Raw genomic sequence first — 25,844 nt, forward strand, 5'->3', positions numbered from 1 at the left:
TGTCTTATCACTACTTTGAAAGATGTAGCGAAAAAAGCTAATGTATCCAAAATGACAGTATCTAGGGTGATTAATCATCCAGAATTAGTAACACAGGAATTAAAAGATTTAGTCTATCAAGCAATGAAGGAATTAGATTATCGCCCCAATACTGTAGCAAAAGCACTAGCCAAAAACCGGACATTAGTTGTAAAAGTTTTGATTCTTGAAGAAATGGATACAACTGAGCCTTATTTTATGAATTTAGTAATGGGCATAGCCAAAGAATTAGATCGCTATCAATATGCACTACAATTAGTTACTGAGAACTCACTTAATTTAGGTGATTGTGATGGCTATATTATAACGGGAATGAAAGAACATGATTTTGAGTGGATTCAAAAAATTAAAAAGCCCGTTGTGTTATTTGGGGAAAATGATTATCATATCCCTTATGTTGATTCTAATAATCAAGCAGCGACACGTTTTGCAACAAAATATGCTAAAAGTTGTGGCTATGAGAAGATTCAATTTATCGGTATTGATGTACCAGAAAAGTTTGAAGCCTCACGTGAAAAAGGCTATTTAGAAGCAATGGAATTAATGCAATTAGAAGCTAATATTACTCGTATTGATAATCATTCTTCATCTGCTGCAAAATTAATAGAAAATTTTGATAAGTGGCAAGAAAATACTTGTTTCATCTGTGCATCTGATCGAATTGCAATTGGGATAGAAAGACAATTATTATTAGAAGGCAAAAAAATTCCTGATGATTATGGTATTATTGGATTTGATGGCGTATTTCTTGATCAAATAGCTGCCCCAAAATTAACTACAATGAAGCAAGATGTAGTGGAAATGGGAAAAATATGCGTTGCGCAATTGATGGCTTTAATTGAAGGTGAAGAGTTAACCCAAAAAGAAATGATGCATGAAGCTAAAATGGTTGTACGTGGAACGACAAAATAAAAAATAAAGTGATTGTGATAACTTCTTTCAAAAGAGTGGTTACTCAATCACTTTTTATTTATCAGCAGGAAGGCAAGTGAGTAGTTTTATGTAGTCTAGTAGAGATCCCTTCTTATTGAATTTGTCGTAAATAAAGTTCACTCTCGATAAAATTCAACCAAGAATGAAATAAAGTTTTTTATACATCGGTGTTTATGCTATACTATATAAGAAACACTTATTAGAAATATTGGTAAAGGAGTGGGGATAGTGAAAGAATTAATCCAACAAATAGTTGCCGATAATGATGTTAAAAAGATAAGAGAGTTATTAAATCAAAACTACCCCATTGATATCGCATTAGGGTTAGAAGAAGTTGATGAGGTAACATTGAAGAATTTTATGTCAACTATTTCAAATAAAAGGCTAGCTTCAATTATTGAAGTATCTGAGCCAGAGTCACAATTACGAATGTTAGAGAAGTTACCATTTAGACGGGTGATATTATTATTTAATCATATGTCAAATGATGATATTGTTGATATTTTAGGTAATTTACCAGTGGGCATTCGAAAAAAATATTTAAATATGATGAAGAGTTCCTCGCAGGATGCATTAAGAAAAATGTTGAATTATGATCCAGAATCAGCAGGGGGAATTATGACGACCGAATTTATTACGATGAAAGAACATTTAACGGTTGAGGAAGCTTTAACACAATTACATGAGATTTCACCAAATACGGAAGTAATTAATACAATCTTTGTCACATCACTCAAAAATTGTTTGATTGGCTGGATAGATATTCGTTGTTTATTTACTCATCCATTAGATACTAGTTTGCATGATATTATGCAGACGAATTTAATTACTGTCGATCCAACCGTCGACCAAGAAGAGGTTGCAAAAGTATCTGCCAAGTATGATTTATCGGTTGTACCGGTGGTGAATGCTAAAAAAGTGTTAATTGGGATTATTACAAGTGACGATATTTTACATGTTATGCAAGATGAATATGATGAAGATTTATTATTGATGAGTGGGATTCAAGAGGGGGCTAGTTTGGATAGTCCGATTTTGGAGTCTATAAAAAAACGTACGCCTTCTTTATTAATTAATTTATTTACGGCATTTATTGCGGTTGGTTTTGTGGCGTTCTATCAAGATGTGATTTCGCAAATGGTTATTTTTGCGGTGCTATTACCAATCATTACTGGTTTGGGTGAGAATTCCGCTTCACAAACTTTAGCATTAGTTACCCAAGAAATGACTTCAGGACAGTTAACATTTAAAGAAGATAAGAAATATATTTTTTCAGAAATTGGTGTAGCTTTAATAAATGGTGTCATTACTGGACTATTATCAGCTGGTATTATCTTTTTATTTAGTCGTAATTTCTATTTATCAGTGATTATGTTGTTAGCTTTAATGATTAGTTTATTATTTGGTGCAGTTTTAGGTTTTGTGATTCCTTTACTATTGCGCCTGTTAAAATTAGATCCAGCAATTTCCTCAACCATGTTTGTTAAAACAATTACAGATATAGTGGGAATTGTCGTCTTTTTAAGCTTAGCAAGATTATTTTTACCATTTTTATAAAATTGGAAACCAAACAAGAATAAGGAGTAACACATGAATATTGAACAAATGAAAGAAAGACAAAAACGTATTAGAAACTTTTCGATTATCGCTCATATTGATCACGGTAAATCAACATTAGCTGACCGTATTTTGCAAGCAACTGATACAGTAGCTGACCGTGAAATGCAGGCTCAATTACTAGATTCAATGGATTTAGAACGTGAACGTGGGATCACAATCAAGTTAAATGCGGTTGAATTAACCTATGAAGCAAATGATGGGGTTGAATATATTTTCCATCTTATCGACACGCCAGGACATGTCGATTTTACTTATGAAGTATCTCGTAGTTTAGCAGCCTGCGAAGGAGCTATCTTAGTTGTCGATGCAGCTCAAGGGATTGAAGCGCAAACTTTAGCGAATGTTTATTTAGCTTTAGATAATGACTTAGAGATTATTCCAGTTATTAATAAAATTGATTTACCAGCTGCTGACCCAGAACGTGTCCGTCAAGAGATTGAAGATGTAATTGGGATTGATGCTTCAGAAGCTGTCTTAGCTAGTGCTAAAGTAGGGATTGGTATTCCAGAGATTTTAGAACAAATCGTCACCGAAGTACCAGAACCAAAAGGCGATTTAGAAGCACCATTACAAGCATTAATTTTTGACTCAGTTTATGATGCATATCGTGGAGTTGTTTTAAATGTACGTATCGAAAATGGGGTTGTAAAACCGGGTGATACCATTCAATTAATGAGCAATGGTAAACAATTTGATGTTGTTGATGTGGGAATCTTTTCACCAAAACCAATTTCACGTGATTACTTAATGGTTGGTGATGTAGGTTATATTACTGCTTCAATTAAAACAATTCAAGACACACAAGTTGGTGATACAGTAACTTTAGCAAATAATCCAGCTACAGCACCACTTGATGGCTACCGCAAAATGAATCCAATGGTCTATTGTGGTTTATACCCAATTGATTCATCAAAATATGTAGAATTACGTGAAGCTTTAGAAAAATTACAATTAAATGATGCAGCTTTACAATTTGAAGCTGAAACATCACAAGCATTAGGATTTGGTTTCCGTTGTGGATTTTTAGGATTATTACATATGGATGTTATTCAAGAACGTTTAGAACGTGAATTCGATTTAGATTTAATCACAACAGCTCCATCTGTAATTTATCATGTGCAAAAAACAGATGGATCAGAAGTTGTTGTCTCTAATCCAGCAGAAATGCCTGACCAATCAACAGTTGAATCAATTGAAGAACCGTATGTTAAAGCATCTATTATGGTTCCAAATGAATATGTTGGTGCTGTAATGGAAATTTGTCAAAGAAAACGTGGTAACTTTATTACAATGGATTATTTAGATGAATATCGTGTCAATGTCATTTATGAAATGCCACTATCAGAAATTATCTTTGACTTCTTTGATACATTGAAATCAAGCACAAAAGGATATGCGTCATTAGATTATGACTTGATTGGTTACCGTCCAAGTAAATTAGTGAAGATGGATATTATGTTAAATGCTGAAGTAGTCGATGCGCTAAGTATTATCGTTCACAAAGACTTCGCATATGGTCGTGGTAAAGCTATTACCGAAAAATTACGTAAATTAATTCCACGACAACAATTCGAAGTGCCAATTCAAGCAGCAATTGGTAATAAAATTATCGCTCGTACAAATATTAAAGCCCTACGTAAAAATGTATTGGCTAAATGCTATGGTGGGGATGTTTCTCGTAAACGTAAATTATTAGAAAAACAAAAAGAAGGTAAAAAACGTATGAAACAAGTTGGTTCAGTAGAAGTACCACAAGAAGCCTTTATGTCTGTATTGAACTTAAATGACGAAGAAACAAAATAAAAACATAAAAGTATAAAAATGATGTATCGTAGTGGTACAAAGTTTGTGAAAAGCACTCAAACACTTACGTTAAGGATTCGTGAGTATTTGAGAGCTTTTTCTTTTGAAGAGGTATTGGCAAGAAATCTCTTATGATCTAGCAATACATGGTTTCACCAATAAATGTCTTATTTGATAAAATAATATAAAAAACAAAACAAATTCCAGAATAAGTCTAAATAATTCGTTAAGAGTAATTTTTTAGGCTTTTTTTTTAAAGACTTATGAACTAGTGAAAATCAGTCAAAAGTCTTAGTGTTTTATTATTGACATACTTTGACCATCATGGTACATTATTAATGTGATTAGCACTCATATTAGTCAAGTGCTAAAGAGAGGTGATTTTAGGTGTTAACCGACAGACAATTGCTAATCCTACGTTTAATTATTCAGTTATATACTGAAACTTTGGAGCCAGTTGGTTCAAAAAAATTGATGAAGGCTGCAGATTTACCATATAGTTCGGCAACCATTCGTAATGAGATGATGAAGCTTGAAGAATTAGGGTATTTAGAAAAGTATCACACTTCTTCTGGACGTGTTCCATCTAATAAAGGATATCGATTCTTTTTAGACTATATTCTTCCACAAGAACCAGCCGAAATATTACCGCAAACAAAAGAAAGCATTCGATCTAAATTACAAAATCCGATGTTTGAGATGCAAGAATTATTTCATATGTCAGCTGATATTTTAGCGACATTAACGAATTATACTTGTATTTCAGTGGGACCTGAATTAAGTTCTAGTCGGTTAGTAGGTTTTAGATTGGTGCGCTTAAGTTCAACGCAAGTAATGGCAATCTTAGTGACTGATAAGGAATATGTTGAGAATAAAGTCTTTAGTATTCCATCTCAAGTATCGGAAGATGATTTAGAACGCATCGTCAAAATAATGAATGAAGAATTAGTGGGCTTACCATTATCCAAAGTAATTGACCGCTTAAAAAAAGATATTCCATTATTAATGAAAAAATATATCGAATCACAAATTTTGATTGTTAATGCTATTAATGAAATGGTGAATCATTTTGAAAAGGATCGGTTACATGTAGCTGGTAAAAGACATCTTTTGAATTATATTGATAGTCATTCAGACGTTGAGCAATTAAAAGATGTTTACCGATTAATGGAAGATAGCGATATCCTTCATCAATTAGTAACAACCAATACTAATGGTATACAGATTCGCCTTGGTTCTGAGATGAATAATCCATTATTGGAAGAATTCAGCTTAATCACTGCCTGCTATGATACGCCAACCAATGATAAAGGCGTGATAGCATTGCTTGGACCAGTTAATATGCCATATCAAAAAGTTATCTCAATAGTAGATAGCTTACGACAAGAGTTATCTCTTAGTATGAATCAATATTATGAGCGACAAAGATAATAAAGGAGATGAGGTTTTGGAAAACCACGAAGAAAAAGTGGAAGATTTAACAAATGAATCTACAGAATCAGAAGCTGTTGAAACAGAAGAAGTCGTAACAGAAGAAACTGTTTTAACAAAAGAACAAGAATTAGAACAACAAGTTGCAGAATTGAACGATAAAGTTTACCGTTTATCTGCAGAAATTTCAAACATTCAAAAAAGAAACGCCAAAGAACGCCAAGATGCAGCGAAATATCGCTCTCAATCATTAGCACAAAATTTATTATCAGTATTAGATAATATCGAACGTGCTTTACAGATTGAAGTTGAAGGCGAACAAGCTGAAGGATTGAAAAAAGGAATCGAAATGGTATATGAAGGTTTCCAACATGCTTTAAATGAAGAAGGCATTGAAGTTATCGACGCATTAAATCAGCCATTTGACCCAACAAAACATCACGCTGTTCAAGCTATACCGGCTGAAGAAGGACAAGAAGCTGATATGGTTGTACAAGAATTCCAAAAAGGTTATATCTTGAAAGACCGTGTATTAAGACCAGCAATGGTAATCGTTTCTCAATAATAAAATAGATAAAAATAGGAGTGAATAAATATGAGTAAAATTATTGGTATTGACTTAGGTACAACAAACTCTGCTGTAGCAGTATTAGAAGGTGGAGAAGCAAAAATTATCCCAAACCCAGAAGGAAACCGTACAACACCATCAGTCGTAGCATTCAAAAATGGTGAAATCCAAGTAGGTGAAGTTGCTAAACGTCAAGCAGTTACTAACTTAAATACAGTAGCATCAGTTAAACGTTACATGGGGGATTCATCACACAAAATCGATATCGAAGGTAAGTCATATACACCTCAAGAAATCTCAGCAATGACATTACAATACTTAAAAGGCTATGCTGAAGAATATTTAGGCGAACCTGTAACTAAAGCAGTTATTACAGTTCCAGCTTACTTCAATGATGCTCAACGTCAAGCAACTAAAGACGCTGGTAAAATCGCTGGTTTAGAAGTAGAACGTATCGTTAACGAACCAACCGCAGCAGCATTAGCATATGGTTTAGATAAAGTTGATCACGAAGAAAAAATCTTAGTATTTGACTTAGGTGGTGGTACATTTGACGTATCTATCCTTGAATTAGGTGATGGCGTATTCGACGTATTATCAACTGCTGGGGACAACCATTTAGGTGGGGATGACTTTGATAACAAAATCATCGACTATTTAGTAGCTGAATTCAAATCAGAAAACGGTATTGACTTATCACAAGATAAAATGGCTATGCAACGTTTGAAAGATGCAGCTGAAAAAGCTAAAAAAGACTTATCAGGCGTATCTTCAACACAAATCAGCTTACCATTCATTACAGCTGGTGAAGCAGGACCATTACACTTAGAAGTTTCATTAACTCGTGCTAAATTTGACCAATTAACAGAAGATTTAGTAGAACGCACTAAAACTCCAGTACGTCAAGCATTAAAAGACGCTGGTTTAAGCCAATCAGAAATCGACCAAGTAATCTTAGTAGGTGGATCAACTCGTATTCCTGCAGTTGTAGAAGCTGTACGTAAAGAAACTGGTAAAGAACCAAATAAATCAGTTAACCCTGATGAAGTAGTAGCTATGGGTGCTGCAATCCAAGGTGGAGTAATTTCTGGTGATGTGAAAGATATCGTATTATTAGACGTAACTCCATTATCATTAGGTATCGAAACTATGGGTGGTGTATTCACTAAATTAATCGATCGTAATACTACAATCCCAACAAGTAAATCACAAGTATTCTCTACAGCAGCTGATAACCAACCAGCAGTAGATGTACATGTTTTACAAGGTGAACGTCCAATGGCTCAAGATAATAAAACATTAGGCAGATTCCAATTAACTGATATTCCACCAGCACCTCGTGGAGTTCCTCAAATCGAAGTAACATTTGATATTGATAAAAACGGTATCGTAAATGTTCGTGCTAAAGATTTAGGAACACAAAAAGAACAAACAATCACAATTAAATCTTCTTCAGGTTTATCAGATGAAGAAATCGAACGTATGGTGAAAGACGCTGAAGCTAATGCAGAAGCCGACAAACAACGTAAAGAAGAAGTTGACTTACGTAATGAAGTTGACCAATTAATCTTCACTGTTGATAAAACATTAAAAGAATTAGATGGTAAAGTTGATGCAGATGAAGTTAAAAAAGCTGAAGATGCTCGTGACGAATTAAAAGCAGCTCAAGAAGCTAATGACTTAGAACAAATGAAAGTAAAACGCGATGCATTAAATGAAATCGTTCAAAACTTATCAGTTAAATTATACGAACAAGCTGCAGCAGCACAACAAGCAGCTCAAGGCGCATCTGAAGAACCAGCACAAGATGGTGTAGTGGATGCAGACTTTGAAGAAGTAGACGAATAATTCGACTAAACTGACCAAATAAGTTAAAATAACTAACGAATAAAGCCAAAGCGAGGGGAGGGATTCACTTGCTTTGGTTTTATGAAATGCACCTGAACACTCATGCGTTTAGTTGTGAGTGTTTTGGCTGCATATTTAAAATTAGAACGGGGGAGACAGATTGTCAAAAAGAGATCTATATGAAGTTCTTGGCGTCTCCAAAGATGCATCAGATGCAGAGATTAAGAAAGCGTATCGTAAATTATCAAAAAAATATCATCCAGATATCAATAAGGAAGCTGGAGCTGAAGAAAAGTTTAAGGAAGTAGCAGAAGCTTATGAAGTATTAAGTGACGCACAAAAACGTGCTGCTTATGATCAATATGGTCATGCTGCAACAGATCCTAACTTTAACGGCGGATTCGGTGGCGGATTCGGTGGTGGTGGAGCAGGATTTACTGGTGGATTTGAAGATATTTTTGAATCATTCTTTGGTGGTGGATTCGGCGGTGGTCGTAGCCAACGTCCAAACGCACCACGTCAAGGAGCTGATTTACAATATGTAATGAACTTAACATTTGAAGAAGCAATCTTTGGTAAAAAAGAAACTATTCATTATCATCGCCAAGCAGAATGTAAAACATGTCACGGAACTGGTGCAAAAGCAGGTACAAGCCCAGAAACATGTTCTAAATGTCATGGTAAGGGGATTATCAATGTTGAGCGCCAAACACCATTTGGTCGAGTAATGACTCAAGCGACATGTGATGTTTGTCAAGGTACAGGTAAAGAAATTAAAGAAAAATGTACAACATGTCATGGTTCAGGATTTGCCGATGAAAAACACTCAGTTACAGTAAATGTTCCGGGTGGAGTTGAAGATGGTAACCAAATGCCATTACGTGGTCAAGGTGAAGCTGGGGTTAATGGTGGACCTAATGGCGATTTATATGTTGTCTTCCGTGTAGAGCCAAGTGATATCTTTGAACGTAGCGGTGCAGATATTTTCTATAAATTACCAGTTAACTTTGCTCAAGCAGCTCTAGGTGATGAAATTGATGTCCCAACTGTTCATGGTAAAGTTAAATTAAAAGTACCAGCTGGAACACAAAGCGGTACGGTATTCCGTTTACGTGGCAAAGGTGCACCAAAATTACATGGCACTGGTCAGGGAGACCAACATGTAGAAGTACAAGTGGTTACACCAAAACACTTAACAGATAAGCAACGTGAAGCATTAAAGGTCTTTGCTGAAGAAGCAGGAACTGAAGTAGGAGAAGAATCATTCTTTGAAAAAGTAAAAGACGCTTTTAAAAAATAATGTAAAATAAGCGCTAGCACCTATAAAAGGGCTAGCGCTTATTTTATTAGTATTTGTCAACTAGTAATGGTCGGCGATAAATATAATTATTATAAAATTGACCAATAAAATTTAAAGCATTTTGGGCAGGATTGACTTGATCAGAGATATCTTTATTTATAATCTGTTGGCTATTCCAAAGATGGAGAGAATTATTATCAAAGTATTTACTAAATTCCTTAAAGATAGGCACTTCACCATCAGGGGTTAATTCATCATGAAATAGATTACAGATTGCGACTAGCTTAATAAAGGCATGACCTTGATTGATGTCTTTCCACTCAACCATTCTTAAAGTGCCTTCAATTGGATGACTAGGAGCCTTTTTAAAAGTTTTTAAGGTAATTTCTTCCCAATAATCTGGTAATTCTGCGCTACTGATAGCTTTGTTGAACCATAATTTTTCGATGTTTGCTTCACAATATAAAAGATTGATGCGCTGTAAAGGATTTACGAGTTGTCTACGCAAAGGATTACTATGGAAGCTTATATAATACATTAATAATTCTTCTTGATAAAAGCTCATTTTCTTTTTGCTTAGTGGTATCTGCTCAAGTTCTAAAGCTGTTTTAGTAATAAAGGTTGCTACACTAGGACAAGCTAAAGGGAGAAATTGGAAAAATGCAATCATTTGCTCTTTAGCATAATTATTAGTACAACAAGCGTCTATCGATTCTTCTGTTCGTTTAAGACTTAATTTATAAAAAATTTCACCAAGATAAGTTAATAATTGGTCTAGTTCTTCCGCAAAGGTTAAGTAATTTGCAAGTGAAATGACATAAGTATTTTCATGATGCTTGGTAATAATATGCGAATGTTTATGGAAATGAACCGTTACTTGACAGTCAAAATGCTTATTAAAAACATTGTTAATTAAGGTTTGGTATAATATTTTACGCTTTTCTTGATTCATTCCAACGAATAGATGACTCTTGAATTTTAAGTCCTTTTCTAATTGGGTTCGCTTCATAAATGATGAATAGTTAGCTTTAAAGCGATTCAAGCAATAAGTATGATACTCAACGAATTCTTGTCCATATAAATGTGATAGAATATGAAAATGATTAAGGCTGTGGCTTGCAAAGTATGAGCCGTATACATCATATAAGAATTCACGCTGTTGATCTAGATTTTTGTAGAAAGTAGGCGATAATCTAGAGTGTAAGGCTTTTTGCCATTCATTATCTAACAGTTTATAGTGCGTATAGTATGATGTATTAAAGTGTCTTTTGGCATATTGATTTTTGAGTATTAATAAACGAGTATGATTAAGACATTTGCGTACATCTTCCGATAGCTCATTCGATTGCTCCATTAAATAAAAATAAGGTGAAATATACCCCGGGAGTGATAAGAGTTTGTCGATAATTTGGGATGCTGATAATGTCCCTAAATTACTAGGTGTAAAACCTAAATCTTTGTCAACGTAATCAATAAGTACAGTGTTTGATGATTCTATTTCTGATAATGATTTTAAGCACATGTCAAAATCAATCAAGATAGATAACATGCTATCCATTCACAAAACCTCCAAAAAATAATAATTATTGTATATATGATACCAAAGAAAGCGCTTTAATACCATTAATAATCGGTAAGAATAGTTAAAGTTTGGTAAAAAATTCACAAAAAGTTAGTTTACTATAAAAATAATTTCTAATATAGTGATAATTAGCTTGTCATTGAGTATTTTGATTGGGTATTGTACAATAGACTAGACATATTATAATGATTAGTTTGGGAAAATATGTATTTTTTATAAAGGTGGAACGAAGATGAATTTATTTAAACAAAAAGAAACAAATCAGATATCAATATTTGATAAGAATGGTGCTATTCCTAATCACATTGCAATAATAATGGATGGAAATGGTCGTTGGGCAAAAAAACGACTAATGCCAAGAATTGCCGGTCATAAAGAAGGTATGAATACTGTTAAAAAGATAGCGATTGCTGCGGATGAAATGGGTGTAAAAGCTGTAACCATGTATGCATTTAGTACTGAGAATTGGAAACGACCAACTGAAGAAGTTAATTTCTTAATGAAGTTGCCAGCTGATTTCTTTAATGTCTTTATGCCAGAAATTCATGAGCGTAATATGAAAATTGAGTTAATTGGATTTATTGATGAATTGCCAGAATCTACTAAGCGCGTTGTCTTAAAAGCAGTAGAAGATACAAAAGATCATACTGGAATGGTATTAACATTTGCATTGAATTATGGCTCTCGTGCTGAGATTTTAGCAGCAACTAAAAAAATTGCCCAACAAGTTGCTGATGGTGAGTTGGAAATTGATGATATTAATGAAACAGTGATGAATCAATCGTTACAAACTGGTTTTTTAGGTGAGATGAGTGATCCTGATTTATTAATTCGTACAAGTGGTGAGGTTCGTTTAAGTAATTTCTTATGTTGGCAATTAGCCTATAGTGAATTTTACTTTACGGATATTTATTGGCCAGATTTTTCAGCAGAAGAATTACAAAAAGCCGTAGCTGGATACCAAAAAAGACATAGACGGTTCGGAGGTTTGTAGGAGTATATGAAGACGAGAATTATTACAGCCATTGTAGCTTTATTAGTATTTGTACCATTATTGATAATTGGTGGTGTACCATTTCAATTGTTAATTACTTTATTAGCTGCAATTGGAATTTTTGAATTTTTACGGATGAAGGAGATTCATATTTTTTCAATTGAAGGAATGATTACCTTGATTGCGACGATTTCATTAACAGTATCGCAGTCACCGATTTTAACGCAAGGCCCATTATTTAATATTAAGCCGATTGATAATTTACATGTGTTTTTCTTATGTATTTTATTATTAATGATTTTAACCGTTTATCGTGAGAATCATTTTTCAATTGATGAAGCGGCATATTGTTCCTTAGGTAGTTTATATGTTGGTGGTGGATTTGGCGGTGTCTTATTAGTAAGAAATATTGGTATTAGTATGGTGCTATTTATTTTTATTATTATTTGGTCAACAGATACCTTTGCTTACTTTACTGGTCGCAAATTTGGTCAACATAAATTAGCTCCTAAAATTAGTCCTAATAAAACGATTGAGGGTTCTATAGGTGGGACATTATGTGCAGCAGTAATTGCTTTAGTTTATACACATTTTTATAATTTATTAGCATTTAGTTGGATTGAGATTATTATTATGGTGATTTGTATTTCTGTTTTTGGTCAAATGGGGGATTTAGTGGAATCAGCCTATAAGCGTCATTTTAATATTAAAGATTCAGGGAAGTTATTGCCAGGGCATGGTGGTATTTTAGATCGATTTGATTCAACATTTTTTGCGATGTTTATGTTTCAGATTATTTTAACCATTTTACAATAATAATTCGAAAGGAAATAAAATATGTTACAATCAATCATAGCTTTTATTATCGTGTTTTCGGTTATTGTTATCGTTCACGAATTTGGTCATTATTATTTTGCAAAACGTTCGGGCATATTAGTTCGAGAATTCGCAATTGGTATGGGACCTAAACTATTCCAAGTTAGAAAAGGGGAAACCGTTTATACATTACGCATGTTACCATTGGGGGGATATGTTCGTATGGCTGGCTTGGGGGAAGAAGAATTAGAGATTAAACCAGGGATGACAGTAGTAGTTGAATTTGATCAAGAGGAGATTATTACGCGCTTATGTTTTAAAAAAGATCATCTACTGGAAAATGGCGTGCCAATACAGATTAAGTCAGCAGATTTGCAAGATAAGATGCAAGTTACCGGTTACTGCATTAATTCTGAAGAACAAACTACTTGGAGCGTCTCAAAAACAGCGACTATTATTGAGCCAAATGGGACGGAAACGGTAGTAGCCCCAATTGAGCGACAATTCCAGTCTGCTTCATTAAAAAATCGTATCTTAACCAATTTTGGTGGACCGTTAAATAACTTTTTATTAGCGATTTTGACCTTTACGATTGTTGCCTTTTTACGTGGTGGTGTGGAAATGAATACACCCGAGATTGGTTCAGTAATGCCTGATTCACCAGCGCAAATCGCCGGTATTGAAGTGGGAGATTATATTACAAAAGTGGCAGATACACCTGTTAATACATGGATGGAATTAGCTACAGAAATTAGCAAACATCCTAATGAAGCAATAGAGTTAGAACTTGAGCGTAATGGTAATAATCAAGAGATTAAAGTTACGCCACAATCCACTGAAGTAGATGGTAAAGAATATGGTCGTATTGGGATTGGTATTCATATGGATCAATCATTTTTGGCTAAAATTAAATATGGCTTTAGTCAAACTTATTTATTATTAGTGACCTTTATTTCATTTATTGGAACATTCTTTACTAAAGGATTTTCTGTGAATGAATTAGGTGGACCAGTTGCAATGTATTCAATCACTTCGCAAGTTGTGCAAACGGGTCTTATTTCAGTGATTAACTTTATTGGGATTTTAAGTGTGAACTTAGGAGTGATGAATTTATTACCAATTCCAGCTTTGGATGGTGGTAAATTATTATTAAACTTTATTGAGTTAATTCGAGGGAAAAAAATTGACCCAGAAAAAGAAGGGTATGTAACATTAGTAGGTGCAGTATTTTTATTATTACTAATGATTGTCGTAACCTGGAATGATATTTCAAGATTATTTTAGATAAAAAGACAAAAGTATGGATGGGGAGCCTTTTATCTTAGGAAAGAGGTTAGCTGTAAATAAGCTTTTATGAAAGCCTATTGATAGCGTCAAACAGCTTTTGTCTTCTTTTCATGATAAAGAAAGAGAGGGAAAGTCATGAATTCACAAGAAGCTTTATTATTAAGATTAATGGATCAACTCCACTTAGCAGATAATGAATTTTTAACACCGGATTTAGAAAAAGCAAAATTACTAAAAATTGATGTCCATAAGCTGATTCCAAGATGGGAATTTTATATTGAAACAGAAACAGTCATTAACGCTGATAAATTCCGCATAATGTATCAGCGTTTAATGGATGTGTATCAAACAGTAGCAGAAGTTAAAATGGTGATTATCCCTCGTCAAAAAGAGGTTGTTTCACCAGAAATGCTAACAACATATTGGCCAATTATTTGTGATTTGATAGCTAAAGACTCACCAATGTTTTTACAATTATTAGCCAAACAAACAATTTCAGTATCAGAAGGTCATTTAGTATTACATTGCCAAAATGATATTACTAAGGAACATATTAAAGAAAAGTATATCGAAAAGATTAAAACAATCTATCAAGAGGTTGGCATTTCACCCGTTAAAATGGAATTAGTCGTTGACGAAGCTTTTGTTGCGGAAAAAGAACAAGCGCATAAACAAAAGCAAAATGAACTAGAAAATCAATGGATTCAGCAAGCGCAAGTTCAAAAAGAAATTGCAAAAACTGCGCCAAAACAAAAAACGCCAGGTGCGGGAGGGACAACTAATAGTAATCCAAATATTTTATATGGGAAATTAATTCGTCCACAAAACCAAGTATTGCCAATGGACGAAATTTTTGAAGAAGAGCGCAACGTTACGATAGAAGGTAAGATTTTTGATATTGAAATCAAAACACGTCGTAATAACGGCAAACCTTATGGATTACTAAAAATTACTGATTATTCTTCATCTATTGGAGCAACGATTTTTGCAACAACAGCGGATGATGAAGCCCAATTATTAGCTTTAAAAAAGAATACTTATGTGAAATGCTTTGGGAATATTGAAGTAAACCGTTATACGCAAGAATTAACCATGGTGATTCGTGATATTAATGTCGCAGAAGAACATGTTCGCGAAGATACGGTAGCTGAAGAAGAAAAGCGTGTGGAACTTCATTTACATACCAATATGTCAGTGATGGATGCGACCAATTCAGCCAGTGACTTAGTAGCCCGTGCTGCTAAATGGGGACATAAAGCGGTAGCTATTACTGACCATGCAAACTTGCAAGCCTATCCAGAAGCTCATGGTGCCGGACAAAAACATGGTATAAAAATCCATTATGGTGTAGAAGGTTATGTAGTGGATACTGATTCAAAAGTTGCTTATAATCCTAGAGATATTGATTTAGATGAAGCTACTTATGTGGTATTCGACGTTGAAACGACAGGACTTTCTGCAGTGTATGATAAAATTATTGAATTAGCAGCTGTTAAAATGTATAAAGGGAATGTTGTTGAGAAGTTTGAAGAGTTTATTGATCCAGGGCATCCTTTATCTGCAACGACCATTCAATTAACTGGTATTACGGATGATATGGTCCGTGGCTCAAAATCAGAAGAACAAGTCTTACGTGAATTTCAAAAATTTGCAGAAGGAACTATCTTAGTAGCGCATAATGCTAGCTTTGATATGGGATTCTTGAATAAAGGCTATAACCGCTATCAAATGGGCGACTCAGATAATCCAGTAATTGATACATTAGAATTATCAAGAAAACTACACCCCCATTTAAAATCTCACCGATTAAATACTTTATCGAAAAAATATGGTGTTGTCTTAGAACAACATCACCGTGCGATTTATGACTCAGAAGCTACTGGTGTATTATGTCATTTATTCTTAAAAGAAGCCGCAAATGAACATCATTTAACTTCGCATTATCAATTAAATAAAGATTTAAATGAAGGTGAATCCTATAAGAATGCCAGACCATTTCATGCAACTATTTTTGCCAAACATCAAAAAGGTTTAAAAACATTATTTAAGGTGGTATCAGATTCTAATGTTCATCATTTTTATCGAGTTCCAAGAATATTACGTAGCTTATTAGTCGAAAACCGTGATGATTTTATTATTGGTTCAGGATGTGCTGATGGGGAAGTATTTACAGCTATGATGCAAAAAGGTTATGAAGAAGCAAAAGAAAAAGCTAAATTTTATGACTATATTGAAGTAATGCCTAAAGCAGTTTATCGTCCATTAATTGGTCGTGAATTAATTCGTAACGAAAAACACTTAGAAGAAATCATTAAAAACTTAGTCAAACTAGGGAAAGAACTAAATAAACCTGTCGTAGCAACCGGGAATGTACACTATCTTGACCCTCGTGATAGTATTTATCGTGAAATTTTGGTCTCATCATTAAAAAATATGCAAACACCAAAAGAATTTCCAGAAGTCCACTTTAGAACCACAAATGAAATGTTAGAAGAATTTGCCTTTTTAGGAGAAGATATCGCACGAGAAATCGTTATTACCAACTCACAATTAGTTAGTAGTTGGCTAGAAGAAATTATACCTATTAAAGATGAATTATATACCCCAAAAATTGATGGTGCTGAAGATGAAATCACTAAATTAAGTTATGATAAAGCACGTGAATGGTATGGTCAGGATTTACCAGAAATTGTGGAAGCTCGTATTAAAAAAGAATTAGATAGTATTATCGGGAATGGGTTCTCAGTTATTTATCTAATCTCACAAAAATTAGTACTGAAAAGTAATCAAGATGGTTATTTAGTAGGTTCGCGTGGTTCGGTAGGTTCATCATTAGTAGCAACCTTAACCGGAATCACCGAGGTTAACCCACTAGCGCCACATTACCGTTGTCCAAATTGTTGTCATTCAGAATTTTTTGATGATGGTTCAATTGGTTCGGGATTTGATTTACCTGAAAAAGATTGTCCGCATTGTCACACAAGAATGAAAAAAGATGGCCACGATATTCCGTTCGAGACCTTCTTAGGATTCTACGGCGATAAAGTACCCGATATTGATTTGAACTTCTCAGGGGAATATCAACCACAAGCCCATAACTATACAAAAGTCCTATTCGGGGAAGATTATGTATTCCGTGCAGGGACAATTAGTACGGTAGCTGATAAGACAGCATTTGGCTATGTGAAAGGATATGAGCGTGACCACGGATTTGAAATGCGTCAAGCAGAAATTGACCGCTTAGCTCAAGGATGTACCGGCGTTAAACGTAGTACCGGACAACACCCGGGTGGGATTATCGTTATTCCAGACTATATGGATGTCTATGACTTTACACCAATTCAATACCCAGCTGATGACCAAAATTCAGACTGGCGCACCACTCACTTTGACTTCCATTCAATCCATGATAATGTCTTAAAACTAGATATCTTAGGACATGATGATCCAACTGTTATTCGTATGTTACAAGATTTATCCGGATTAGAACCAGCCGATATTCCACCAGATGATCCAGAAGTCATGAAAATCTTTGGTGGTACAGAAGTCCTAGGGGTAACCCCAGAACAAATCGATTCAAAAACAGGAACCCTAGGAATCCCAGAATTTGGAACACGATTCGTACGAGGGATGCTTGAACAGACAAAACCAACAACCTTTGCGGAATTATTACAAATTTCAGGATTATCACATGGTACAGATGTTTACTTAGGGAATGCTGAAGAATTAATTCGTTTAAATGGTATTCCGCTAGCAGAAGTAATCGGATGTCGTGATGATATTATGGTTTACTTAATTCATAAAGGTGTAGAAAATGGTAAAGCCTTCAAAATTATGGAAGGCGTCCGTAAAGGTAAAGGAATCCCAGATGAATTACAAGCTGATATGCGTGCAGCCAATGTGCCGGAATGGTATATCGAATCATGTCTAAAAATTAAGTACATGTTCCCGAAAGCCCATGCTGCAGCTTATGTCTTAATGGCCTTACGTGTAGCATACTTTAAAGTTCATAAACCATTATTGTATTATTGTGCTTATTTCTCAGTACGTGCTCAAGACTTTGACATTGTAGCGATGTCGCAAGGGAAAGAAATGATTAAAGCTCGTATGAAAGAAATTCGTGATAAAGGAATGGATGCTTCAACTAAGGAAAATAATGTGTTAACAGTTTTAGAATTAGCCAATGAAATGTGCGAACGGGGCTTCACCTTTAAAATGGTTGATTTAGAAAAATCAGATGCAACTAATTTTGTGATTGATGGTGATTCATTAATTGCACCTTTTAGAGCAGTACCTGGTTTAGGGATGAACGTTGCTACAAAAATTATCGAAGCTCGTGAAGAAAAACCTTTCTTATCTAAGAAAGATTTAGCTACAAGAGGGAAAGTTTCTAAGACTTTAATTGATTATTTAACAGAAAATAAAGTCTTAGATGGCTTACCTGATGAAAATCAATTATCTTTATTTGATTTTTAGGCTCACATTGATTGATAAGCGATAAAAAGCATGTTATAATGAAATTACTAATTTAGATGTAGAGAGGAGAGTGAGCGGTAAAACGCTCACTCTTTTTACGCAGTTAAATAAGGTTGTGTGAAAAAGGAGGGGAATTATGAGTAAAATTGTTGATATTGTAACAGATCTAACACAAGACATGATTCAGTCAGAAGGGTTTGAATTATTCGATTTAGAATTTGTTAAAGAAGGAAAAAATTGGTTTCTACGTTTTGCATTAGACAAGCCAGGTGGGATTGATTTAGAAGATTGTGCATACATGAGTGAAAAGATTAGTGCGATTATGGATGCGCAAGAACCCGATCCAATTCCACAAGCTTACTTTTTAGAAGTATCTTCACCGGGCGCAGAACGCGCATTGAAGACTGAAGAAGATTTAGTTGCTGCAATCGGTAAATACATTCATTTGTCATTTTATAAAGCAATTGATGGTGAAAAATTTATTGAAGGCACATTAAAAGAATTAGATGAAGAAAATATTACATTAGAAGTTAAAATAAAAACAAGAAGAAAAATGGTTACTATTAACCGTAAAGATGTAGCGAAAGCACGTCTAGCAATCGAATTTTAATGGAAAAGATTAAGGAGAGAAAATCATGAGTAAAGATCTAATCAAAGCATTAGATATCCTAGAAGAAGAAAAAGGTATTTCTAAAGATGTAGTAATTACTGCATTAGAAGCTGCATTAGTGTCAGCATACAAAAAAAATTATGGTCAATCACAAAACGTTGAAGTAGAATTTGATGCAAAAAAAGGTAAAATGCATGTCTACGCTGTTAAAGAAGTTGTAGAATTTGTGTTCGATTCAACATTAGAAGTAACACTAGAAGAAGCATTAAAAGTTCACAAAGCTTACGAAATTGGTGACAAAATTCGTTATGAAGTTACACCAAAAGATTTCGGACGTATTGCAGCTCAAACTGCTAAACAAGTAGTAATGCAACGTTTACGTGATGCAGAACGCTTAAATATCTACAATGAGTATATCGCTTATGAAAATGAATTATTAACAGGGGTAGTTGACCGTACAGATTCACGTTTTGTCTATGTTAACTTAGGGAAAATCGTTGCTGGTTTATCTAAATCAGAACAAATTCCAACTGAAACATATGCAGATGGCGAACGTATTAAAGTATTAGTCTCTAAAGTTGATAATACAACAAAAGGACCACAAGTATTCGTAAGTAGAACTCATCCAGACTTATTAAAACGTTTATTTGAACAAGAAATCCCTGAAATTTATGATGGTATCGTAGAAATCGTATCAATTGCTCGTGAAGCAGGCGACCGCGCAAAAGTAGCTGTTCGTACAAGAGATGAAAACTTAGATCCAGTAGGTACATGTGTTGGTCAAAAAGGTTTACGTGTTCAAAATATCGTCAATGAATTAAATGGTGAAAATATGGATATCGTTGAATGGCGTGAAGATCCAGCTGAATATATTGCAAATGCATTAAATCCAGCGCAAGTAGTCAAAGTGGAATTCGATCCAACACCAAATAGTAATAGCTGTATCGTCGTAGTTCCTGATTATCAATTATCATTAGCAATTGGTAAACGTGGACAAAATGCTCGTTTAGCAGCAAAATTAACTGGTTATAGAATTGACATTAAATCAGAAACAGCTTACCAAGAATATTTAGATGGTTTAGCTAATAAAAAAGAAGCAACTGAAGAAGCAGAAACACCAACTGAAGAAGTAGTGGTGGAAGCAGTCGTTGAAACTGAATTACCAGTAGCCGAAGAAGTTGTTGAAGAAGCAATCACAGAAGTAGTAGCAGAAGTAGCAGCAGAACAAGTTGAAACTGAAACAATTAGCGAATAATAATTGGAGGGATCAAGATGAAAAAGAATAAAGTCCCTATGAGAAGATGTATTGTATCTGGTGAAATGATGCCGAAAAAAGAACTAGTTCGAATCGTCCGTACTAAGGAAGGAATCGCACAACTAGATCCAACAGGGCGTGTAAACGGTCGTGGAGCATATATTACACTAGAACCTAAATTAGTAAACAAAGCTTGGCATAACCATATCTTTGAAAAACAATTAGGAATTGAAATACCAGACTCTTTCTACGAAGAATTATTAGCATATGTGGAGCATCAAAAGGCTCGGAAAGAGATTTTATAATATGAACAATATGATGGAACAAAAAGCACTAAATTTACTAGGAATGGCTACCCGAGCAAGAAAGCTAGTAACTGGTGAAGAACAAGTTATTACAGCTATTCAAAACCATAAGATTCATTTAGTTATCTGCTCAACAGAGTGTAGTGAAAATACTAGCAAGAAATTAAAAAATAAATGTGAACACTATCATGTTCCCTTTGCACAAGTATTTGATACATTTCAAATATCAAATGCAATCGGCAAACATCGTAGTATTGTAGGAGTAGCCGATAAAGGTTTCGCCAAAAGTTTGCTGAAAATGGAAGGGATTAAACAAACGGAAGAATAGGAAGGTGATACTATGTCAAAAAAACGAGTATATGAATTTGCAAAAAGTAAAAACATGTCTAGTAAAAAGCTGATTGAAAAAGCAGCGTCGTTAGGAATCAACTATAATAGTCATATGGCTACTATGGAAGAATCTGATATCGAAAAACTTAGTAAAGCATTATCGCATTCTCCAAACAAGAAAGATAAACAAGTGACATCCAAAGATTCAAAGAAGGCAAATAAAGATAATAAACAACAAAAACAAAATCATGGGCATCAAGAAAAGGCCCAAAAGATAGAGGTAAATATGCAGCAAAATAATAATAAAACAAACTCAAATAATAGTAATAATAAAGGTGGATTCAAAAAACGTGATCCACGTCAAGATAATGGACGTTTTGCGGGTAACCGTAACAGAAAAAATAACAAAAAACGTTTTAATAAAAAAGGAACACAAAAACCAGCAGTACCAGCACGTAAATTCCATGAATTACCAGAAGTTTTAGTATATACAGAAGGTATGACAGTAGCTGATATTGCTAAAAAAATTAAACGTGAACCAGCAGAAATCATTAAAAAATTATTCTTATTAGGTGTCGTAGCAACATTAAATCAAAGCTTATCAAAAGAAGCGATTGAATTATTAGCTGCAGATTACGGTATTGAAGCAGAAGAAAAAATTCAAAAAGATATTTCTGATTTGGATACTTATTTTGAAGAAGCAGAAGAAACATTAACAGAAGAAAACTTAACATCACGCCCACCAGTAGTAACAATTATGGGACACGTTGACCATGGTAAAACAACTTTACTTGATCAATTACGTAATACAAGTGTTACAGCTTCTGAAGCAGGTGGTATCACGCAACATATTGGTGCTTATCAAGTAGAAATCGATGGTAAACCAATTACTTTCTTGGATACTCCTGGACATGCGGCCTTCACAACTATGCGTGCTCGTGGTGCGGATATTACTGATATTACAATCGTTGTAGTAGCAGCTGATGATGGCGTAATGCCACAAACCGTTGAAGCGATTAACCATGCAAAAGCAGCAGGTGTACCAATGATCGTAGCTGTTAACAAAATTGATAAACCAGCAGCTAATCCTTCACGTGTCATGCAAGAATTATCTGAATTAGGTGTAGTAGCAGAAGCTTGGGGTGGAGATACAATCTTTGTTGAAATTTCAGCTTTACACAATCAAAATATTGAAGAATTATTAGAAATGATTTTATTAGTAGCTGAAATGCAAGAATTAAAAGCTAACTCAGATCGTTTAGCATTAGGTTCAGTTATTGAAGCACGTTTAGATAAAGCTAAAGGAGCTATTGCAACATTATTAGTACAACAAGGTACATTACATGTTGGAGACCCAATCGTAGTCGGTAATAGCTTTGGACGTGTACGTGTGATGGTTAATGATCAAGGACGTCGAGTGAAAACTGCTGGACCAGCTCAACCAGTTGAGATTACAGGTCTAAATACATCACCACAAGCAGGTGACCGTTTTGTAGTATTTGAAGATGAAAAAACAGCTCGTGCAGCCGGTGAAGAACGTGCAAAACGTGCTCAAGCAGAACAACGTAATGCTACAAACCATATTACATTAGATAACTTATTTTCAAGTCTTAAAGAAGGCGAAATGAAAGAAGTTAATGTTATTATTAAAGCCGATGTGCAAGGTTCAGCCGAAGCATTATCATCAAGCTTACAAAAAATTGAAGTAGAAGGCGTTCGCGTTAAAATTATCCATACTGCAGTTGGTGCGATTAACGAAAGTGATATCACATTAGCAGCAGCAAGTAATGCAATCATTATCGGATTTAACGTACGTCCTACACCTCAAGCGAAAATTCAAGCAGAACAAGAACAAGTAGATATCCGTTTACACCGTATTATTTATAATGTAATTGATGAAATTGAAACAGCAATGAAAGGTATGTTAGACCCAGAGTATAAAGAAGTTATTACAGGTCAAGCAATGATTCGTGAGACGTATAATGTTTCTAAATTAGGAACAATCGCTGGAGCATACATTACTGATGGAGTAATCCGTCGTACAAGTCAAGTTCGTTTAATTCGTGATAATATTGTTATTTACGAAGGCGAATTAGCTAGCTTAAAACGATTCAAAGATGATGCAAAAGAAGTGAAAAAAGGGTTTGAATGTGGTTTAATGATTAAAGATTACAACGATATTCATATTGACGATGTGGTAGAAGCATTCGAAATGGTTGAAGTAAAACCTAAATAACATCATCTCAAGCGCTTCTAGGATATTCTAGGAGCGTTTGTATTTTATAAGAGAAAAGCAAGATGAGGAGATAAAATAATGGCGAAATTTAGAATTGGACGCGTGAAACAAGAAATTATGCGTGAAGTAAATGATATTTTAATGAAAAAAGTAAGAGACCCACGTGTTGAAGGTGTTACTCTAACAGATATCGAAGTAACAAGAGACTTACAACATGCGACTATCTACTATACAACATTAGACAAATTAGCAAGTGAACGTCAAGCAACAGTAAAAGGTTTAGAAAAAGCTAAAGGATTAATTCGTCGTGAATTAGGTAAACGTTTATCATTATTTAAAGTACCTGAAGTGCATTTTGAACGTGATGAATCAGTGGATTACGGTTTACGTATTGATAGCTTATTAGACCAAATTCATTCAGAATATATGGATAAAGAAGAAGCTAATGAAGTAGAAGAAACAGAAGAATAAATCGTATAACGAGAAAGTGAGGGAAGAAAATGAATCAGCCATTAGCCTATCGAATGCGACCAACTCATTTAGATCAAATTGTTGGACAGCAACATTTAGTAGGACCTAATCAAATTATTAAGCGAATGGTCGATGCCAAACGGTTAACATCAATGATTTTGTATGGACCACCTGGAATCGGGAAAACTAGTATTGCTAGTGCGATTGCTGGTTCAACTTCCTATGCATTCAGAACATTAAATGCTGCCACTGATACAAAAAAAGATTTACAAATTGTGGCAGAAGAAGCAAAAATGAGTGGTTCTGTAATTCTATTATTAGATGAAATCCATCGTTTAGATAAGACAAAGCAAGATTTTTTATTACCACATTTAGAGCAGGGAAGAATTGTATTAATTGGGGCAACTACTGAGAATCCTTATATTAATATTAATCCAGCGATTCGTAGTCGTTGTCAGATTTTTGAGTTACATTCATTAACGCAAGATGAGATAAAAGCTAGTTTGATGCGTGCTTTAAAAGAAGATAAAATTATGCAACAACACCATGTAGAAGTTCTACCAGAAGCATTGGATCACTTTACTAGAACAACAAATGGTGATTTGCGTAGCGCTATGAATGCTTTAGAATTAGCAGTTTTATCTACTAAGCCCAATCCAGAGACTGGTGTGATACAGATTACACTTGAAGCTGCTGAACAATGTGTGCAAAAAAAAGCCTTTAGTCATGATAAAGATGGCGATCAACATTATGACGTCATTTCAGCATTTCAAAAGTCAATTCGTGGTAGCGATGTTGATGCAGCCTTACATTATATGGCACGCTTAATTGAAGCTGGCGAATTAACTATTTTGATGCGTCGGTTATTAGTCATTGCCTATGAAGATATTGGCTTAGGGAATCCAGCAGCCGCACAAAGAACCGTGGCAGCCGTACAAGCAGCCGAAAAATTAGGGCTCCCCGAAGCAAGAATTCCACTAGCTAATGCCGTTATCGAACTAGCCTTATCACCAAAATCAAATACTGCTATGACCGCTATTGATGTTGCTTGGAGTGATGTTCGTATGGGACGTGGTGGGAAAATTCCAGATCCAATTAAAGATGCTCATTATAAAGGTGCTGAAAAATTAAATCGAGGTGTTGGTTATCGCTTCCCACATGATTATCCCGATCATTGGGTTAGTCAACAGTATTTGCCAGATATGTTAAAACATGCACATTATTTTCATCCAGATAAAACACGAAAATATGAAGAAGCTTTAGCGAAACAATACGAAAAATATCGTCATAGATAAAATAAATCGATTTTTCACATGTTAAAAGCCTATAAAATTAGTTTTTAGTCAGTTGAAAAAAATAAAATTGTATGCTATCATTGGCTTGTAGAAATCTGAGGTGTGCGCGGTATTCATTATGTGTTGACCGAACAAATAATTTAGATAAGGGATCCGGAGCAAAGCATCGATAACATGCCTTTTCACTTGGAAGTTAGTACTTGCTATGTTAGGAGCCCACCTGCTTAAGATTGCGGGTTCAAAACTGTCGAATACAATAAACGGCACCACCGGAGATCTACTCAATAGAAAATTTTTTTCGGGAGCCACTCATTTGAGTGGCTTTTTTTGGCATATTGCAAAAATAGAGAGAATGGAGTTTGGAAAAGAAGAAAGTGTCAAATAATAGAGAAAAAGCAAGAAAAAAGTAGCGAAATTACATAGACATATATCGAACCAAAGACTAGATTTCTTACATAAAGAATCAACAAGGATAGCCAACTTGTATGAAGTCGTATGTATAGAATCACTGAATATGAAAGCTATGTCAAATAAAGGGTTCGGTAATGGGAAAGCAACATTAGACAATGGATACGGACTATTCCAAACGATGCTTGAGTATAAATTATTGGATAGAGGTAAATACTTAGTAAAAGTAGATAAATG

General features: G+C 34.5%; 19 protein-coding genes and 1 pseudogene. 19 read left to right on the forward strand and 1 reads right to left on the reverse strand.

All coding sequences use genetic code 11. The features are described from left to right. Nucleotides 1–6: 6 nt before the first annotated feature. From BMX09_RS05105 to dnaJ, 7 genes are all read left to right on the forward strand, one after another. The gene (locus BMX09_RS05105) at nucleotides 7–951 is read left to right on the forward strand and encodes a LacI family DNA-binding transcriptional regulator (protein ID WP_089746626.1); all 945 of its coding nucleotides are present in this window, start codon (nucleotides 7–9) and stop codon (nucleotides 949–951) included. A gap of 249 nt (nucleotides 952–1,200) precedes the next feature. Further along, on the forward strand, nucleotides 1,201–2,529 hold the full coding sequence (mgtE, locus tag BMX09_RS05110; protein WP_089746627.1) for a magnesium transporter: 1,329 nt from the start codon (nucleotides 1,201–1,203) through the stop codon (nucleotides 2,527–2,529). Nucleotides 2,530–2,562: 33 nt separating this feature from the next. Next, entirely contained in the window at nucleotides 2,563–4,395 is a 1,833-nt protein-coding gene (lepA, locus tag BMX09_RS05115; RefSeq protein ID WP_089746628.1) for a translation elongation factor 4, read from the forward strand. A gap of 387 nt (nucleotides 4,396–4,782) precedes the next feature. After that, complete coding sequence (hrcA, locus tag BMX09_RS05120) at nucleotides 4,783–5,826, forward strand: heat-inducible transcriptional repressor HrcA (RefSeq protein WP_089746629.1); 1,044 nt, start codon at nucleotides 4,783–4,785, stop codon at nucleotides 5,824–5,826. A gap of 16 nt (nucleotides 5,827–5,842) precedes the next feature. Then, a complete protein-coding gene (grpE, locus tag BMX09_RS05125; protein WP_245711129.1) occupies nucleotides 5,843–6,391 on the forward strand; it encodes a nucleotide exchange factor GrpE in 549 nt (182 codons plus the stop codon). Nucleotides 6,392–6,421: 30 nt separating this feature from the next. Next, nucleotides 6,422–8,242, forward strand: a complete 1,821-nt coding sequence (dnaK, locus tag BMX09_RS05130; RefSeq protein WP_089746631.1) for a molecular chaperone DnaK — start codon at nucleotides 6,422–6,424, stop codon at nucleotides 8,240–8,242. A 160-nt stretch (nucleotides 8,243–8,402) separates the two neighbouring features. Continuing rightward, complete coding sequence (gene dnaJ, locus BMX09_RS05135) at nucleotides 8,403–9,542, forward strand: molecular chaperone DnaJ (RefSeq protein WP_089746632.1); 1,140 nt, start codon at nucleotides 8,403–8,405, stop codon at nucleotides 9,540–9,542. Nucleotides 9,543–9,588: 46 nt separating this feature from the next. Here the strand turns inward: dnaJ and BMX09_RS05140 are convergent, their stop codons facing one another. Next, a complete protein-coding gene (locus BMX09_RS05140) occupies nucleotides 9,589–11,100 on the reverse strand; it encodes a hypothetical protein (RefSeq protein WP_089746633.1) in 1,512 nt (503 codons plus the stop codon). 256 nt (nucleotides 11,101–11,356) lie between these two features. On the opposite strand from BMX09_RS05140, the gene BMX09_RS05145 reads away from it, so the two are divergent. The 12 genes and pseudogenes from BMX09_RS05145 to BMX09_RS10450 all read left to right on the forward strand — a co-directional run. Continuing rightward, the gene (locus tag BMX09_RS05145) at nucleotides 11,357–12,118 is read left to right on the forward strand and encodes an isoprenyl transferase (protein ID WP_089746634.1); all 762 of its coding nucleotides are present in this window, start codon (nucleotides 11,357–11,359) and stop codon (nucleotides 12,116–12,118) included. Nucleotides 12,119–12,124: 6 nt separating this feature from the next. After that, nucleotides 12,125–12,934 carry a phosphatidate cytidylyltransferase gene (locus tag BMX09_RS05150; RefSeq protein WP_089746635.1) on the forward strand — a complete coding sequence of 270 codons (810 nt, stop codon included), beginning with the start codon at nucleotides 12,125–12,127 and terminating at the stop codon, nucleotides 12,932–12,934. Nucleotides 12,935–12,955: 21 nt separating this feature from the next. Beyond that, a complete protein-coding gene (gene rseP / locus BMX09_RS05155; protein WP_089746636.1) occupies nucleotides 12,956–14,218 on the forward strand; it encodes an RIP metalloprotease RseP in 1,263 nt (420 codons plus the stop codon). A gap of 138 nt (nucleotides 14,219–14,356) precedes the next feature. Beyond that, complete coding sequence (locus BMX09_RS05160) at nucleotides 14,357–18,697, forward strand: PolC-type DNA polymerase III (protein ID WP_089746637.1); 4,341 nt, start codon at nucleotides 14,357–14,359, stop codon at nucleotides 18,695–18,697. 136 nt (nucleotides 18,698–18,833) lie between these two features. After that, on the forward strand, nucleotides 18,834–19,307 hold the full coding sequence (gene rimP, locus BMX09_RS05165; RefSeq protein ID WP_089746638.1) for a ribosome maturation factor RimP: 474 nt from the start codon (nucleotides 18,834–18,836) through the stop codon (nucleotides 19,305–19,307). Nucleotides 19,308–19,332: 25 nt separating this feature from the next. Beyond that, entirely contained in the window at nucleotides 19,333–20,562 is a 1,230-nt protein-coding gene (gene nusA / locus BMX09_RS05170; RefSeq protein WP_089746639.1) for a transcription termination factor NusA, read from the forward strand. Nucleotides 20,563–20,579: 17 nt separating this feature from the next. Next, on the forward strand, nucleotides 20,580–20,867 hold the full coding sequence (rnpM, locus tag BMX09_RS05175) for an RNase P modulator RnpM (protein WP_089746640.1): 288 nt from the start codon (nucleotides 20,580–20,582) through the stop codon (nucleotides 20,865–20,867). 1 nt (nucleotide 20,868) lies between these two features. Continuing rightward, nucleotides 20,869–21,195, forward strand: a complete 327-nt coding sequence (locus tag BMX09_RS05180; RefSeq protein WP_089746641.1) for a L7Ae/L30e/S12e/Gadd45 family ribosomal protein — start codon at nucleotides 20,869–20,871, stop codon at nucleotides 21,193–21,195. A 12-nt stretch (nucleotides 21,196–21,207) separates the two neighbouring features. After that, nucleotides 21,208–23,433, forward strand: a complete 2,226-nt coding sequence (gene infB, locus BMX09_RS05185; protein ID WP_089746642.1) for a translation initiation factor IF-2 — start codon at nucleotides 21,208–21,210, stop codon at nucleotides 23,431–23,433. A 78-nt stretch (nucleotides 23,434–23,511) separates the two neighbouring features. After that, nucleotides 23,512–23,904, forward strand: a complete 393-nt coding sequence (gene rbfA / locus BMX09_RS05190; protein WP_089746643.1) for a 30S ribosome-binding factor RbfA — start codon at nucleotides 23,512–23,514, stop codon at nucleotides 23,902–23,904. Between the two features lie 29 nt (nucleotides 23,905–23,933). Beyond that, the gene (locus BMX09_RS05195; RefSeq protein ID WP_089746644.1) at nucleotides 23,934–25,199 is read left to right on the forward strand and encodes a replication-associated recombination protein A; all 1,266 of its coding nucleotides are present in this window, start codon (nucleotides 23,934–23,936) and stop codon (nucleotides 25,197–25,199) included. A 400-nt stretch (nucleotides 25,200–25,599) separates the two neighbouring features. After that, a pseudogene (locus BMX09_RS10450) lies at nucleotides 25,600–25,844 on the forward strand (transposase); the annotation flags it as partial.

The sequence above is a fragment of the Granulicatella balaenopterae genome, from assembly GCF_900111135.1.
GTDB lineage: Bacteria > Bacillota > Bacilli > Lactobacillales > Aerococcaceae > Granulicatella > Granulicatella balaenopterae.

Excerpts from the sequence above, each read along its gene's own strand:
- rimP (WP_089746638.1), top strand. The coding sequence starts at position 18,834 with ATGAGTAAAATTGTTGATATTGTAACAGATCTAACACAAGACATGATT.
- BMX09_RS05180 (WP_089746641.1), top strand. The coding sequence starts at position 20,869 with ATGAACAATATGATGGAACAAAAAGCACTAAATTTACTAGGAATGGCT.
- BMX09_RS05145 (WP_089746634.1), top strand. The coding sequence starts at position 11,357 with ATGAATTTATTTAAACAAAAAGAAACAAATCAGATATCAATATTTGAT.
- infB (WP_089746642.1), top strand. The coding sequence starts at position 21,208 with ATGTCAAAAAAACGAGTATATGAATTTGCAAAAAGTAAAAACATGTCT.
- nusA (WP_089746639.1), top strand. The coding sequence starts at position 19,333 with ATGAGTAAAGATCTAATCAAAGCATTAGATATCCTAGAAGAAGAAAAA.
- lepA (WP_089746628.1), top strand. The coding sequence starts at position 2,563 with ATGAATATTGAACAAATGAAAGAAAGACAAAAACGTATTAGAAACTTT.
- BMX09_RS05160 (WP_089746637.1), top strand. The coding sequence starts at position 14,357 with ATGAATTCACAAGAAGCTTTATTATTAAGATTAATGGATCAACTCCAC.
- rnpM (WP_089746640.1), top strand. The coding sequence starts at position 20,580 with ATGAAAAAGAATAAAGTCCCTATGAGAAGATGTATTGTATCTGGTGAA.
- BMX09_RS05140 (WP_089746633.1), bottom strand. The coding sequence starts at position 11,100 with ATGGATAGCATGTTATCTATCTTGATTGATTTTGACATGTGCTTAAAA.
- rseP (WP_089746636.1), top strand. The coding sequence starts at position 12,956 with ATGTTACAATCAATCATAGCTTTTATTATCGTGTTTTCGGTTATTGTT.
- rbfA (WP_089746643.1), top strand. The coding sequence starts at position 23,512 with ATGGCGAAATTTAGAATTGGACGCGTGAAACAAGAAATTATGCGTGAA.
- BMX09_RS05150 (WP_089746635.1), top strand. The coding sequence starts at position 12,125 with ATGAAGACGAGAATTATTACAGCCATTGTAGCTTTATTAGTATTTGTA.
- dnaK (WP_089746631.1), top strand. The coding sequence starts at position 6,422 with ATGAGTAAAATTATTGGTATTGACTTAGGTACAACAAACTCTGCTGTA.
- BMX09_RS05195 (WP_089746644.1), top strand. The coding sequence starts at position 23,934 with ATGAATCAGCCATTAGCCTATCGAATGCGACCAACTCATTTAGATCAA.